Source organism: Nocardioides litoris (genome assembly GCF_006346315.1).
Classification (GTDB): Bacteria; Actinomycetota; Actinomycetes; order Propionibacteriales; family Nocardioidaceae; genus Nocardioides; species Nocardioides litoris.
This window is the reverse complement of the sequence record NZ_VDMR01000002.1, coordinates 761,104-774,416: the sequence shown is the minus strand read 5'-3', so window position 1 is coordinate 774,416 and position 13,313 is coordinate 761,104. Positions and strand designations below refer to the sequence as shown.

General features: G+C 73.6%; 15 protein-coding genes. 5 read left to right on the top strand and 10 right to left on the bottom strand.

Annotated elements, in window-relative coordinates:
* Positions 1 to 46 precede the first annotated feature (46 nt).
* Together FJQ57_RS11735 and FJQ57_RS22505 are read right to left on the bottom strand one after the other, a co-directional pair.
* Complete coding sequence (locus FJQ57_RS11735) at positions 47 to 634, bottom strand: hypothetical protein (protein WP_139980357.1); 588 nt, start codon at positions 632 to 634, stop codon at positions 47 to 49.
* The gene (locus FJQ57_RS22505) at positions 631 to 954 is read right to left on the bottom strand and encodes a multicopper oxidase domain-containing protein (RefSeq protein ID WP_170219335.1); all 324 of its coding nucleotides are present in this window, start codon (positions 952 to 954) and stop codon (positions 631 to 633) included. Before FJQ57_RS22505 ends, FJQ57_RS11735 begins: the two co-directional genes overlap by 4 nt.
* On the opposite strand from FJQ57_RS22505, the gene FJQ57_RS23600 reads away from it, so the two are divergent.
* The gene (locus tag FJQ57_RS23600; protein WP_170219416.1) at positions 901 to 1,284 is read left to right on the top strand and encodes a LuxR C-terminal-related transcriptional regulator; all 384 of its coding nucleotides are present in this window, start codon (positions 901 to 903) and stop codon (positions 1,282 to 1,284) included. The two genes, FJQ57_RS22505 and FJQ57_RS23600, sit on opposite strands and share 54 nt — an antisense overlap.
* Before the next feature lie 76 nt (positions 1,285 to 1,360).
* Here FJQ57_RS23600 and FJQ57_RS11725 read toward each other — a convergent pair whose 3' ends face one another.
* Both FJQ57_RS11725 and FJQ57_RS11720 read right to left on the bottom strand, forming a co-directional pair.
* A complete protein-coding gene (locus tag FJQ57_RS11725; RefSeq protein ID WP_170219399.1) occupies positions 1,361 to 2,581 on the bottom strand; it encodes a ScyD/ScyE family protein in 1,221 nt (406 codons plus the stop codon).
* 169 nt (positions 2,582 to 2,750) lie between these two features.
* Positions 2,751 to 3,566, bottom strand: a complete 816-nt coding sequence (locus tag FJQ57_RS11720; protein ID WP_246081774.1) for a metallophosphoesterase — start codon at positions 3,564 to 3,566, stop codon at positions 2,751 to 2,753.
* A 31-nt stretch (positions 3,567 to 3,597) separates the two neighbouring features.
* Between FJQ57_RS11720 and FJQ57_RS11715 the strand changes: the two genes are divergently transcribed.
* Entirely contained in the window at positions 3,598 to 4,449 is an 852-nt protein-coding gene (locus FJQ57_RS11715) for a class I SAM-dependent methyltransferase (protein ID WP_139980351.1), read from the top strand.
* On the opposite strand, the gene FJQ57_RS11710 is transcribed toward FJQ57_RS11715, so the two are convergent.
* Genes FJQ57_RS11710 through FJQ57_RS11695 form a run of 4 tightly spaced genes read right to left on the bottom strand, consistent with a single transcriptional unit; the run spans position 4,373 to position 6,589 of the window.
* Complete coding sequence (locus FJQ57_RS11710) at positions 4,373 to 4,759, bottom strand: hypothetical protein (RefSeq protein WP_139980349.1); 387 nt, start codon at positions 4,757 to 4,759, stop codon at positions 4,373 to 4,375. The genes FJQ57_RS11715 and FJQ57_RS11710 overlap by 77 nt on opposite strands.
* A gap of 42 nt (positions 4,760 to 4,801) precedes the next feature.
* On the bottom strand, positions 4,802 to 5,824 hold the full coding sequence (locus FJQ57_RS11705; RefSeq protein ID WP_139980347.1) for a zinc-binding dehydrogenase: 1,023 nt from the start codon (positions 5,822 to 5,824) through the stop codon (positions 4,802 to 4,804).
* 55 nt (positions 5,825 to 5,879) lie between these two features.
* On the bottom strand, positions 5,880 to 6,149 hold the full coding sequence (locus tag FJQ57_RS11700) for a metal-sensitive transcriptional regulator (protein ID WP_139980345.1): 270 nt from the start codon (positions 6,147 to 6,149) through the stop codon (positions 5,880 to 5,882).
* A complete protein-coding gene (locus FJQ57_RS11695) occupies positions 6,149 to 6,589 on the bottom strand; it encodes a DUF302 domain-containing protein (RefSeq protein ID WP_139980343.1) in 441 nt (146 codons plus the stop codon). Before FJQ57_RS11695 ends, FJQ57_RS11700 begins: the two co-directional genes overlap by 1 nt.
* 28 nt (positions 6,590 to 6,617) lie before the next feature.
* On the opposite strand from FJQ57_RS11695, the gene FJQ57_RS11690 reads away from it, so the two are divergent.
* Positions 6,618 to 7,319, top strand: a complete 702-nt coding sequence (locus FJQ57_RS11690; RefSeq protein ID WP_246081755.1) for an MMPL family transporter — start codon at positions 6,618 to 6,620, stop codon at positions 7,317 to 7,319.
* Positions 7,320 to 7,421: 102 nt separating this feature from the next.
* Here the strand turns inward: FJQ57_RS11690 and FJQ57_RS11685 are convergent, their stop codons facing one another.
* Positions 7,422 to 7,817 (bottom strand): hypothetical protein, encoded by a 396-nt coding sequence (locus FJQ57_RS11685; protein WP_139980342.1) that lies wholly within the window; start codon positions 7,815 to 7,817, stop codon positions 7,422 to 7,424.
* Between the two features lie 292 nt (positions 7,818 to 8,109).
* Here FJQ57_RS11685 and FJQ57_RS22495 point away from each other — a divergent pair, with 292 nt between their 5' ends.
* On the top strand, positions 8,110 to 8,283 hold the full coding sequence (locus tag FJQ57_RS22495) for a hypothetical protein (protein WP_170219397.1): 174 nt from the start codon (positions 8,110 to 8,112) through the stop codon (positions 8,281 to 8,283).
* A gap of 985 nt (positions 8,284 to 9,268) precedes the next feature.
* On the top strand, positions 9,269 to 9,691 hold the full coding sequence (locus tag FJQ57_RS11680; RefSeq protein ID WP_139980340.1) for a cyclic nucleotide-binding domain-containing protein: 423 nt from the start codon (positions 9,269 to 9,271) through the stop codon (positions 9,689 to 9,691).
* A 10-nt stretch (positions 9,692 to 9,701) separates the two neighbouring features.
* Here FJQ57_RS11680 and FJQ57_RS11675 read toward each other — a convergent pair whose 3' ends face one another.
* Positions 9,702 to 13,247, bottom strand: coding sequence for an adenylate/guanylate cyclase domain-containing protein (locus FJQ57_RS11675; RefSeq protein WP_139980339.1), 3,546 nt, complete (start codon positions 13,245 to 13,247; stop codon positions 9,702 to 9,704).
* Positions 13,248 to 13,313 lie beyond the last annotated feature (66 nt).

Genomic DNA, 13,313 nt, shown 5'->3' with positions numbered 1-13,313 from the left:
GTGGGTCGCTCCCTACCCGCCCGCGGACGAAGGGGCGGTCAGCCGGTCAGCCGGCCAGCCGCCAGACGAGGGCGACGACGGCGCCGACGGAGGCGCAGGCGGTGACGACGTCGAGCCAGCGGCGCGGCAGCAGCCACGAGACCGCCACCACCGCCGCGAGCTGGGCCCCGGCACACAGGGCGTCGACGGCCCCGACCGCCTCGGTGCGCGAGCCCGGGAGGTCGGGCACCCCGTCGCCCACGGCCCCGGGCACGGGCAGGCCGGACCCGTGGTGCCCGGTGTGGGCGGGCAGGAACGGCAGGTCGCCGGTGCGGCTCATGACGTAGAAGACGAGGGCGGCCACCGTGACCAGCGTCCCGGCGGCGACGAGGGAGGGGGCCTGCAGCCGCGACTGCACCAACCAGGCCGTCGCGAGCTGGACCATGCCGATCACGGCCATCCCCCAGCCCAGCAGCGCCCACTCCTCGAGGTGCGACCACGAGGCCACGACGTGGACCCAGCCGGCGAGCGCGAGGCAGGTCCAGGCCACGGGCCGGGCCCACCGGGCCGTGTCGTCGGTCGGGGTCGTGGTGGCCGGCGGCCTGGCCCCGCCGGCGTACCCGCGCGCGGTCCGGGCCACCACCTCGGCGCTCACAGCTCCCCCGCCGGGAGCCAGAGGCTGGGCTCGGACAGCGGGTCCGGGGCCGTGCGCTCGGGGTCGCGGATCTCGAACTGCGTCATCATGTCGTGGTCCTCGTGGACCAGGTTGTGGCAGTGCATCATGTAGCGGCCCCGCCCCCGGTCGAAGTGCACGAGCACCCGGGCGGTCTCCTTGGGGCCGAGGTAGACGACGTCCTTGCCTCCCTGCTCGTACGCCGCGGCGGGCCGGCCGTTGCGGCTGAGCACCCGGAAGTCGACGAAGTGGATGTGCACCGGGTGGAACCAGCCGCCGGATTCGTTGACCAGCTCCCACACCCGTGGCGGGTCGTTCTTCGCAGGATCGTCACGGTCGCCGGCACCGGGCAGGACGAGGGAGCCGGTCCTGACGGCGGTGACGGGGTCCTCGGACAGGCCCCGACACCGTCCGCTCCCACGACTGCTCGGTGGCTCGGGGCCCTCACCGCGCGGGAGCACCAGGTGCTCGTGGCCCTGGCCGGGGGCCGGGCCGTCAAGGACGTCGCGGTCGACCTGGGCATCACGGTCAACACGTGTCGTGGGTACGCGCAGCAGGTGCTGGAGAAGCTCGGCGCGCACAACCGCCTCGAGGCCGTCGCCGTGGCCCGCCGAGCCGGCCTCCTGGACTGACCCGTTGCCTGTGGGCGGCGGCGGGGACCCGACCACCGTTCGGGGGGCGTGGTGGCCGGGTCCGTCCGTCGGGGCCTCAGCGCCCGCCGTGCCCGCCGTGCCCGCCGTCGTCCTCGTCGAGCCCCGCCCGGTTGAGCTGGCCGGGTCCGAAGACCGGTCCGGTCTCCCAGAGCACGTCGTCGTCGACCTCGACCCCGCCCGGCAGGACCACGCCGTCGTCGGCGACCACCTCGACCCGGGTGCGCCCGTGGCGCCGGGTGATCCGGTGGATCGAACCCTGTTCGGCACCGGGGAGCCCGAGCTCGACCGCCAACCAGCTGCGGTCGGACAGCGTGGCGGCGTACAGGTCACGTCCGTCGACCGCGAGGTCGACGACGGACGTCAGCCCGTCGGCGGCCCGGCGGCAGTCACCGCGCCCGTCGCCGTCGTCGTCACCACGCGCGTCCTGGTCGTCCTGGCCGTACGGGTCGGCCGGGTCGCACACCGCGCCGCGGGCGTCGTGGTCGATGCGCCACACCTGCGCGGTGCCGGGCGTGCCCGGGAACCCGCGCAGCTCGGAGAGGTAGTAGTCACCGTCCCGCCCGACCACGACCGAGGTCGCCACACCCTCCGACGGCAGCATCGTCCCGGCCGGCGGCAACGGTGAGCCGTCGGGCGCGGTGGCCGGCAGGCCCTCCGGCACCGCCACGGTGCGAGGTCGGATGCGCGCCACCGAGCGGACGTACCCGCTCTTCCAGACACGCAGCAGCTCGTTGCCGCCCGCGTCGGCTACCAGGACCGAGCCATCGTCGAGCGCGGCCAGCCCGAACGGGTTGCTGTCTCCGGGCTCGCCCTCGAGGTCGTCGGGGTCCGGGTGCGCCTGCTGGTACGCCGCCAGGTCGGCGACCGCGCGCGGCTCGCTCCACCCGCGCCTCCACCGGTAGAGCGTGGCCATGCCGGGGCCCTCACCCTTGCCGGTGAGGACCCAGACGGTGCCGCGGCGGCCGAAGACCGCCGCGGGAGCGAAGCCGCCCGGCACCGAGCCGAGCCGGGTGACCGAGACGTCCCCTCCTCGCAGCTTCACGATGCTGAAGCTGCCGTCCGCCTCGGTCACCAGGACGCGACGACCCTGGACATCCAGTCCACGCGGACCGTCCAGCGCCGTCACCGGCTCGAGCGCCACGGTGCCGGGCGGCTCGCTCCCCCCTCGCCCCTGGCGCGCGGCCGCACCCTGTCCGTCTGCCGACGGCGCCGCGAAGGTGGCAGCCCCGAGGGCGGCGGCGACGATCAGGACGGCTTTACGACGGGTCGGACTCATGACGCTCCTCCAGGTGGCGGGAGCACCAGTGAAGAAGGGATGCCGGCAGCCGACCACCTGCATCTGCAGGGTCAGGCTCGCGACCTCGCCACCAACCTGACGACCACCCTGGAACGACACGGCGGCACCAGCTCGTGCAGCCCCTACGGCACCCGTCGCGATTCCGGTCTCACGGTCGGTGGGCCTCGGCAAGGGTGTCCAGGTCGAGCACGCGCACGGTGCCCTCGTCCTGGCGCGCGGCGAGCGACCAGATGGTGGTCCGATGGTCCGCGGACGGCAGCTGCACGACGGCCTCCCCGGCGACGTGGAAGTGGCCGTGGGCCAGGAACGCAGGTCTCACGCCGAGGACCGCCCGGGTCATCCGGGCCAGCCCCTCCTCGGCGTCGTCCAGGGAGGACTGCGGCCAGTCGCTCGGGTTGTCGTCGGCGTTGCGACGCAGGATCTCGGCGACCGGAGGCGTGCACCACGGCGCGCTCGGGCTGTCGTGCGTCAGCATCACGTCGGCGTACCCACCGGCGACGACGGCGTCGACGTGCTCGTCGAGGACGACCTCCGAGGGCCACCAGTCCACGCCCTCGGTGAGCAGGTGCCGGTTGATGGACGGGGCTCCACCGAGCGCGACGAACGTGCGCCCGCCCAGGCTCCACCGGTGACCGCGTGGCAGCAGCGTGACCCGGTCGGTGACCGCGAGCGGCGCGAGCCGCCCCTCCGCGTCCACCGACGCCGGCGCGCGCCACCGCCGGTCGAGCTCGTCCCAGTTCTCGTGGTTGCCGTTGATGCCGTACAGCTCCAGGTCGTACCTGGCGCACACCTGGTCGATGGCCGCGAGGTAGGCCTGCGGTTCGGGTCCCATCCCGAACCTCAGGTCACCGAGCTGGAAGACCACCTGCACGTCCCCGCGATTCCCGAGGGCTCGCAGCCACCGGACCGCAGCGTCGCGCTCACCTTCGAGGTCACCCACGAGTCCCACCAGCACGCCGGCCATTCTGCCCCGCGCCACCGTGTTGACTGGGCCGATGACGACGTGGAGCGGCGTGGCGGAGGCCTACCGGGTCTCTTTCGCCACCTTGTGCGCGGGCACGATCGACCGGCTGCTGGACGACACGGCCGGTCCCCGGCACCTCGACGTCGGCTCGGGCACCGGCGAGCTGGCCCGCCGCGCGCAGGCCCGTGGCCGCACGGTGGTGGCGGTCGACGCCGACCCCGAGATGGTCGCCCTGTCGAGTCAGCAGCACGCGGGGACGACGGTCCAGGCTGCCCTTCCCCACCTCCCGCTGCACTGCCGGTTCGACGCCGTGACGGCCAACTTCGTCATCAACCACACGCCCGATCCACGGGCCGCCGTCCGCGAGCTCGCTCGACTGGTACGGCCGGGGGGCCGGGTGGCGATCACCATCTGGCCTTCGGACCCGCCGGCCTGGGCTTCGCTGGTGCAGGAGGCGTTCGAGGCCGCGGGCGTCGTCTCGCCCCCCAGCCGGCGGCTGGAGCCCGGCCTCGACTTCGAGCGGTCCGTGGCAGGGCTGACGAGCCTGGCCACCTCGGCCAGGCTGGCGCCGCTCGGCGCTCGGGAGCTGCGCTGGGAGTGGCGGACAACAGTCGACGACTTCTGGAGCGGCCTCGCCGGAGGCGTCGCCACCGCGGGCCAGGTGCTCGCCGCACAGACCGCTGACGTGCGGCGTGCTGCGGAGCGGGCCTTCCGGGACCTGACCAGCGCGCTCGTGGGTCCCGACCAGGTGCTCGCCCTCCCGAGCCGGGCGGCCTACCTCCTCGCCACCCCGGCCCCGAACTCGCTCACGGGCCCGACACGACCGACGGCCGGGGACCGGACCGGCGGTGGGCGTCGAGCCCGACGATCACCGCGGAGGTGAGCACAGCGAGGAGCGCCGTACGCCGGGGGACCGAGCGGCGCGCGAAGGCGTGCCAGAAGACGACCTGGTCGAGGGCCTGCAGGTGGCCGATCGCGTCGATCGCGGCCTGGTCGCCGGTCGCGGCCCGCGCCGTCAGGTACAGGTTGCGCGTGGCGAACAGGCGCCAGCCGAGCTCGTTGGCGCCGGTGACGTCCGCGGCCGGGATGCCGAAGGAACGCTGCAGGAGCGAGGGGGCGACGGCGGCCGCGAGGCCCACCGCGCCGCCGACCCCGACCATCGCGCGCTGGGACTGCTCGGGGCTCCAGGGCACGGCCGCACCCTGCCATGCGCCGGTGCGTCCGTCGAGGTCCAGTCAAGGCTCCAGCACGATCTTGCCGACATGGGCTCGGCGCTCGAACTGCTCGTGCCCCGAGCCAGCGGCGCGCAGGGGGTGGGTCTGCGCGACGACCGGGGCGATGGCCCCCTCATTGGCCGCGGCGACCAGGACCCCGAACTGCTCCGGGGTGTGCATCGTCGAGCCCAGCAGGGCGATGCTGCGCAGGTAGAGCGAACGCAGGTCGAGCTGCACGATCGGCCCGGCGACCGCGCCGGCGACCACCCAGCGTCCGCCCGGCCGCAGGCGGGGCATCGCTGTGGCGAGGAGGTCGCCTCCGACCACATCGGCCACAGCGTCGAGCCCGGCGGGCACCAGGTCCGCGAGCTGCTCGGCGATGTCGCCTTGGCGTCGGTCGACCACGACCTGCGCCCCTGCCTGCCGTACGGCGTCGGCCTTGTCTGCGGAGCTGAGCGCGACCACGTGGGCGCCGCGGGCGGCGGACAGGGCGACAAGGGCGAGACCGACACCGCCGGAGGCCCCGCTTACCAGCACGGTCTCTCCCCGTCGTACGCGGGCGCGCTCGAGCATCCCGGTGGCGGTGCCGTAGGAGATGGGCAAGCAGGCCAGCTGCGCGGTGGTCAGGGGCGAGTCGGTGACGTCGTGGACCCGGTCGGCCCGGACCAGCACCCGCTCGGCGTACCCGCCGTCGGCTTCGCTGCCGAGCACGGCCTCGACCAGCGGCTCGGGCCCGTCGGCGTAGCGCAGCACCGGGTCGACCAGCACCCGGCGCCCCAGCAGCCCCTCGTCGACTCCGGCGCCGACCTCGACGACCTCGCCACAGACGTCGGCGCCCTGGACCCGGGGGAAGTCGATCGGACCGAGCCAGCCGGCCGGCTCGTCTGTCCCGTAGGCACCGGCCCGGGTCCACACGTCGGTGTTGTTGATCGAGACCGCGCCCACCCGGACCACGACCTCACCAGGTCCTGGGTGGGGGTCGGGGAGCTCCCGCTCCTCCAGCACCTCGGGTCCGCCGAAGCGGGTCAGCACGACGGCACGCACGCGCGTCCTCCTGGTGGTCGGGTCGTCATCCTCCCGCACGGTCGGGCGGGGGCGTTCAGGCCAGGGCGAGGAAGAGCTTCTCCATCTTCTTGACGTCGACGTTGTCGAGGCCCTCGTCGCCGGCGTCCTCGAGGCAGTGCTGGAGGCCGGTGGCGACGATGGCGTAGCCGGCGCGGGACAGGGCCTTGTTGACCGCGGCGAGCGGGGTGAGCACGGACTCGCAGTCCGAGCCCTCCTCCAAGATGCGGATGACCGAGGCGAGGTGGCCGTTGGCCCGCTTCATCCGGGTGATGATCGCCTTGATCTCGGTGGGTTCGAGCTCCATCAGTGCTGTCCTCCTGCGTCGGTCCGGGTGTCGTCGTGGGTGTCGGCGAGGGCCGCGAGGGCGGATCCGAGCCGGGCGCGTGCGTCCTCGGACACCGTGCGCAGGGTGTCGCTGGGCTCGGCGACGAACGAGGTCATCATCGCCGGGTCGAAGGCCTCGACCACGGTGGTGTGCTCGTCGACGGCGCGGACCACGACGTTGCACGGCAGCAGCGCGGCGATGGACGGCTCCGTCTCGAGCGCCTGGTGGGCCAGCTGGGGTCGGCACGCGCCGAGGATGACCTGCGGCACCACGTCGACGTCGAGCTTGGCCTTGAGCGTGGCCCGGAGGTCGATCTCGGTCAGCACCCCGAACCCGGCCTCCGCGAGCTGGTGGCGGACCGCGGCCACCGTCTCGTCGTACGGCGTCGTCGTGCTGATCGAGAGCGTGTAGTCCGCCATCGGGTCCTGCCTCTCCGTCGGTGTCCTGGTGGACACCGCCGGCAAGGCCGTCCTGCTCTCCGCGGCCACCGTGCTCGTCTCGCTGTCCGCGGTGATGCTCGTGCCGTCGCCGTCGTTCCGCTCGATGGCCGGCGGCATCATGCTCTCGGTCGTCTTCGTCCTCGCCGCCCCCGTCCTCGGGCTGACCACCGCCATGCCGCCGATCACGATGCTCCCCGAGGACGCCAGCGCCCGCGTCGGGTACGACGTCGTCCAGGACGCCTTCGGCCCCGGGGCCCCCGGCACCCTCCAGGTCGTCGCCGACGCCACCGACGCCGAGGCCACCTCCGCGGTCCTCGCCGAGGACCCCGGCATCGCCGGCGCGCTGCCGCCGCAGCCCGCCACCGACGGCTCCGGCCTCGAGCTCGTCTCTGCGGTCCCGACCGTCGACCCCTCCGACCCGGCCCTGGCCGAGACCGTGGACCGGCTCCGCGCCGACCTGCCCGACAGCGCGCTCGTCGGGAGCGCCGCGGTGGAGAACCTCGACCTCAAGACCCAGCTCGACGGGTCCACGCCCCTGGTCATCGCCGTCGTCCTCACCTGCAAGACCTGCCACAAGACCACCTGGCTCGGCTGCGGCCAGCACGTCGACCGGGTCCTCGCAGACGTCCCCGCCGCCCAACGCTTCCCCGGGCACCCCGACGAGGACCGTCGCGGACCCCTCGCCAGGCTGCTGGCCCGTCTGCACTGATCTCCACCGGATGTCATGGACCGGCCCGCCCTGGCACCGCCCTCCGCGTCGTGGCGGTGAGGCTGACCTCGGGGCACGACCCAGGAGAGAAGGCTCCTCTGGCTACTCCCGGAAGAACTTGTTGTCGCAACCGCTGCTGGCGCCGGTGTCGCAGATCGAGATGAACCACAACAAGTCGTCGTTGACGTCGTAGGTGAAGTAGTCACAGCCCTTGTCACCGCCGTCCTGGATCGTCTTCACGATCCGGGTCTGGACACCGGGGACGGTCCAGCCGAGGGTGCCAGTGACCCCCACGCCGTTGACCCGCGTGTCGCAGACCCTGAACCTGTCGCCGTCGTCGATGTGGGTCATGGTGCCGTTGCCGTTGTTGACCGTGATGTTGGCGGCGAACGCAGGCGCCGTGCCCAGCCCGAGCGCAACGATCGTTGCGGACAGGACGGCTGCCGATCGTGCGGCGCGGCGGCCGATGGCGGTGTGTGGGCGGACCGTGTGGGACATGGAGGTCGCTCTCTGAGGGTTGACGGGCACCCGAGCGTGCCCGCAGGTGGGGTGGAGCGTCGCAGGTGAACGGGGGCCGGTCAACAACCGCGCCGGTACGTCGTCGCGCCCGGCCTGCTGCTGCTCGGCACCCGCACCAGCTTCGTCTCCACGTCCGCGTGGCCTACCGGGACGGAGCGCCCAGGTCAGCGGAGCGCCGGCGGGTTCACCTCGACAAGCACCACTCCAGCCGTAGTCCGGTGGCTCGCCGGGGGTTCGGACACGGCCGGCCCTGACTGGCCACGATCGGTCAGTGCCAGGCACGGACGTGCTCGGCCGGCAGGTCCCCGGGCTGACCCCGCTCGTCGACGCCTTGTTCATCGAGGGCATGCAGCTGGGCTGCACCGCGCGACGGGCCGAATGGCGCCGGAGCCGACCCGGGCTCGCCGCCGTCGCCAAGCACGGCCGGGTCCGTCGTGGGTCATAGCGGTCGGCGGGCGGGGCGAGGAGTGCGGCGAGCGCGCCGACCAGACGATGAAGAAGGCCCGAGCTGCGGCCTGGGTGTGGAAGTCCGAGCAGTCCTTGTCGGCGCGAGTGATGGGGGCGGCACCGGCGGGGCAGCCGTCGCGAGATGAGCGCGCAGAGCGAGGGCGAGCAGGGTGATGAGGAAGGTGGGGGTGCGGTTCACGGCGGGGACGCTAGGCGGGGCCCGACACGTCGCTGCGGTTCGGCGGAGCCGACGACATCTCAGCCACCTGCGCGCCCATCGGGCATCGGCCTCACGACAGGTGGCTACCGGCATCTTGGGCCACTTGGCCCGGGTGAAGTGTCACTCGCGGTGTGACCCAGGAGGCGGCACCGCTCCAGCCGGCGGGCCGTCTCGCTGCGGCACCCTGCCTACAGCTGGTCGGGAAGGCCGTACGCGACCGCCCAGGCAATGGCTTCCGAGCGTCGCTGGACGCCGACCCTGGTGTAGGCGGAGCGGAGGATGGCCTTGACCGCGACGATCTCAGGGTCCATGTGTTCGACGAGCACGGCGTTGCTGCATCCGTTCGCGAGCAGGGTGGGTGTCAGGCCCGCCGGCGGGCCATCGCGACCCCAGCCGCGGCCGCGATGCAGGTGACCGCCAGCGCACTCGGGCCCGACGCGGAGCCGCCCGCCACCTCAAGGCCGTGACGGCTCCACCACCACTGACCTGACCGACGAGAGCACCGCGCACGGCGCGTGCCGGGGCCGCCGGTCGGGTTGGACGACCGCCAGCGGTGCCGGAGTGTCGACGGCCGCGAGGGAGACGACGCCCACACCGCGCTCGACGTGGCGCCGGCTCCACCAGTCGACAGCACCGACCCCTTCTCGGTCGCCATCTGCCGCAAACGAGCACCACCGGTCGGACCGCGCGCTAGTTTGTGTCGGTTCGTCGCGAGGTGCGCTTGCGCACTGACCGGTCCGCACCTCGACCCTTCGGAGCCCCCATGGCCACGTCTGACCAGGACCTGCACGACCGCCTTGCCGCCATCCCGCTCTTCGCCGGTCTCAGCAAGAAGCAGCGCGGCCGACTGCTCGACGCAGGTCGCACCGTCGTCCACCACGACGGTCACGAGATCTCCCGCGAGGGGGAGGGAGCGCTCGCCCTGCACGTGGTGCTCGACGGCAAAGCGGTCGTCTCCGTCGGCGGTGAGGTCCGCCGTGCCTTGGGCCCTGGTGACTACTTCGGTGAGATCAGCCTGATCGACGGGCGGCCTCGATCGGCGAGCGTCGTCGCCGACGGGCAGCTGCAGACCCTCGCCGTGCCGTACGTGGCCTTCCAGTCGCTGCTGGATGCGGACCCAGGCGTGGCCCGGGCGCTGCTGGTGCTCCTGTGCGAGCGGTTGCGCGAGGCCGAGGCGCGAGCCTGACCGGTCCAAGTCAGCCGGGAGCGCTGTCCGACCCGACCGCGCCGGTCTCCCCGGGCGAGCCCAGCGCCGCGTCGAGGTCGCCGAGCGCGGCTGCGGCGCCCAGCTGCCGGTAGGTCTCACGGGCCCCCTGGCTGAGCAGGTGGGAGTCTGCCGTCCGGCCCTGGCGGTGCAGCCATCGACCGAGCTCGTCCTTCGCCCTCGCGAGCAGGTACGGCGCGCCGTAGGACTCGTGCCGCCGCACGGCGTCGCGCAGCACGGCCTCCGGGTCTTGACCCCGCGCCGCGGCGATCATCCCTCGCAGCCGGGCGACCTCCGCGTGGGTCAACGGCTTCCACCGTGCGCTCGGCACCCCGTCGGCGACGTCGAGGAGGCGTTCGGCCCCATCGATGTCGCCGGCACGCAGCTGGAGCTCGACCGCGGGCGTCAGCAGGACCTCGAGGTCCTCGTCGGTGAAGCCGGTGCCGAACACCTCCAGCGCCGCACGGCGCGCGCGCTCGGCAGCCGTCCGGACCTGGCCGGCGGATGCCTCGACGAGGGCCCGGGTGATCTCGTTGCCCGCCTGCTCCCAGGGGTCTCCGCTGTCGAGCAGCACGAGCTCGGGCAGCTCGGATCCACGGGCCAGCTGCACCTCGATCTGCTTGAGCCGCAGCGGGCCCTCCCCGCCCGTGGCCTCGCGGCCCTCGAACCACTCACCGAGCTCGAGGAGCAGTCGGTCCCAGTCCCCCGCGAGCCACCAGGCGAAGGTGGCGTTGGTGAGGGCCACCTCGGTCAGGTAGCTGTCCCCGGCGCGACGACACACCTCGACCGCCTCGCTCGCTTGCTCGCGGGCGCGGTCGAGGTCGACGGCGTAGGTGCCCGAGGCGAGGTTCGACAGGGAGCGACCGAGCTGGGGCAGCTGGTGGTGCTCGCGGGCCATGGTCACGCAGGACTCGAGCAACGCGGTGTACGCCGCCGACGACCCGGCGTCCGCGAGGAGGACCGCCAGGCGGTTGATGGCACGGATCAGGCCGCCGGGCTCACCCCTCAGCTCGGAGAGCCGCAGCACCTCCACGGCGAGCGCCAGCTTGTCGGGCAGCTCCTCGGTGGAGCGGGTGTTCAGCTGGGCCGCCATCAGGTCGATCCGGACCGCCACGTCGTCCTCGGGTGCCAGGAGCTCGAGCCCAGCCCGCCCCAGGGCCACCGACTCCTCTGGTCGCCCGAGGACGACCGCGATCCAGGCCTGGACCGCCATGACCCGGGCCACACCGACCCGGTCCCCCGCGCCCTCGTGGCCGGCCCTCGCCGCCGCCGCCAGGACCTCGGCCTGGGAGGTCTCGCCGGCACGCAGGGCCACACGCGCGGCTCGCTCCTGGAGAGCGGCGACCTCCGCGGGACCACCACCCAGGTCGAGCGCGGCCTGGGTGGACCGCAAGGCCTCCCGGGGGGACCCGAGAGCCTCGGCGCGTTCGGCTGAGGAGACGAGCCGACCACGGGCGCGGACGGCCACGGCCTGGCGGTCGGTGTCACCGACCGCGCTGGCCGCGAGGGCGTCGAGCAGGTGCTGGGCGATGACGCCGTCGAAGGAGCCGGACACCTCCGCTCCCACGTCCTCCAGGTGTGCTGCTGCCGCGAGGTGCCGTGCCTTGCGGTCGCGACGGGCCAGGGTGCCGTAGGCGACCTCGCGCACCAGGGACTGCAGGAACCGGTACTGACCCCGCTCGGACGACTGCCGGTCGCTCTGGAGCTCCACCACGCCCTTGCGCACGAGCCCGCTCAGGGCGCGGTCGAGCTCGTAGCCGCTGACGTCGGCGAGGGCCATCAGCCCCTCGTGGGTGAAGGACAGGCCCAGGAGACTGGCGTCCTGGGCCGTCCGCCGCTCCACCGGCGTCAGCGCGTCGAGACGAGCCGCGATGAGCGTCTGCAAGCTGGTCGGGGCGGTCAGTCGGTCGAGATCGACCCGAGCATGGTCGTGGTCCACGAAGACATGGCGCGCCCCGTGCACCTCGACCGCCCCGTGGTCCACCAGGGCCCGCACCGTCTCGACGGCGTACAGGGGGATGCCCTCGGCGCGGGCCACGATCGCCGATCGGGCCCGGGGCGGCAGGTCGCGCACCAGCGCGTCGACCAGGGTCCCCATCGTGTCGTCCTCGATCGGGTCGAGGACGACGACGCTCGCCCGCCGCCCGGAGGCGAGGGACGGTCGGTGCTCGAGCAGCTCGGGACGGGTGAGCGCGACGACGAAGAGCGCAGCGCTGCAGGTCTCGAGCAGGTGCTCGAGGAGGTCGAGAAGAGCGGCGTCGGCGTGCTGGAGGTCCTCGACGAGGAGCGTGACCGGGGATCCGTCGGCACCGATCCGGTCGAGGAAGGTCGTCCATGCGGCGAAGAGGTCCGGGCGCTCGAACCCGGTGCCGTCCCCGGTGCCGAGCAGCGCCTCGAGCCGCGGCCGGAGCCAGTCCGCCTCGGCCGGGGTCGAGGCCCAGCGGTCCAGTCCGTCGACGACCTTCTGGCTGCTGGAGCCCTGGTCGTCGCTGCCGAGGATGCCCAGACGCGCACGCACCATCTCGGCGAAGGCCCAGAAGGCGACGCCGTCGCCGTAGGAGAGGCAACGGCCCCGGTGCCACCACACGCCGTCGCTGAGCCCGTCTGCGTACTTCTCCCACTCCCAGCCGAGGCGGCTCTTGCCGATGCCCGCGACCCCGGTCACCAGGACGACACGGCTGCGCCGATCGGCCTGGGTGGCGTGGAAGAGCTCCTTGACCTGGCGCAGCTCCTCGTCACGCCCCGCCATGGGCGCCTCGAGGCCGTCCACCCGCTGGGCACCGCCGACTGCGGCGATGACGGCCTCGGCCCGGAAGAGCCGGGCGGGCTCGGCCTTGCCCTTCATCACGTGCTGGCCGACGTCGGCGTAGGAGACCGCCGCAGCGGTCAGGCCGCGGGTCTCCTGGTCGACCCACACGGTGCCGGGGGCTGCCGCGGCCTGGACGCGCGCGGCGGTGTTGACGGCGTCGCCCGCGACCATGCCCTGGTGCACCGCACCGAGGGTCACGGCCACCGAGCCGGTCGTCACACCGACCCGCATCGCCAGGTCGGCGGCACCGATCCGCCGGCCGAGGGCGGTGACCTCGGTGACCAGGTCGAGCCCCGCCCGTACGGCACGCTCGGCGTCGTCCTCGTGCGAGACCGGGACGCCCCACACCGCCATGACCGCGTCGCCGATGAACTTCTCCACGGTGCCGCCGTAGCGGTGCACGACGGTGCGGGCGACCCCGAAGTACTCGCTCAGCAGCTCGCGGACGTCCTCCGGGTCGCGCGACTCCGACAGCGACGTGAACGAGACCAGGTCGCCGAACAGCAGGGTCGTCGTACGCCGTTCGGAGACCGGTGGTCCGCCGACCGGGGGCATCGGCGAGGCCGGGACGCCGCCGGCGAGTGCCTCACCGCACTCGGCACAGAACTTGGCGCCGTGCGGGACCAGATGGCCGCACGACGCGCACCGACGGGAGAACGGGGCACCGCACTCGACGCAGAACTTCGCCCCGGGCGGGCTCACGTGGCTGCATCCCGCGCACTGCGGCATCGGCGGCGGCTCCTTCGGTCCCCGGGTTCGCCCGCCCGTGACGGGGCTGAGCGCGCCGCGACCCTA

Coding starts and splice junctions, on each gene's coding strand:
- FJQ57_RS11695 (WP_139980343.1), bottom strand. CDS start 6,589: ATGGCGGACTACACGCTCTCGATCAGCACGACGACGCCGTACGACGAG.
- FJQ57_RS11685 (WP_139980342.1), bottom strand. CDS start 7,817: ATGTCCCACACGGTCCGCCCACACACCGCCATCGGCCGCCGCGCCGCA.
- FJQ57_RS11725 (WP_170219399.1), bottom strand. CDS start 2,581: ATGAGTCCGACCCGTCGTAAAGCCGTCCTGATCGTCGCCGCCGCCCTC.
- FJQ57_RS11680 (WP_139980340.1), top strand. CDS start 9,269: ATGGCCACGTCTGACCAGGACCTGCACGACCGCCTTGCCGCCATCCCG.
- FJQ57_RS11715 (WP_139980351.1), top strand. CDS start 3,598: ATGACGACGTGGAGCGGCGTGGCGGAGGCCTACCGGGTCTCTTTCGCC.
- FJQ57_RS11720 (WP_246081774.1), bottom strand. CDS start 3,566: ATGGCCGGCGTGCTGGTGGGACTCGTGGGTGACCTCGAAGGTGAGCGC.
- FJQ57_RS11675 (WP_139980339.1), bottom strand. CDS start 13,247: ATGCCGCAGTGCGCGGGATGCAGCCACGTGAGCCCGCCCGGGGCGAAG.
- FJQ57_RS11700 (WP_139980345.1), bottom strand. CDS start 6,149: ATGGAGCTCGAACCCACCGAGATCAAGGCGATCATCACCCGGATGAAG.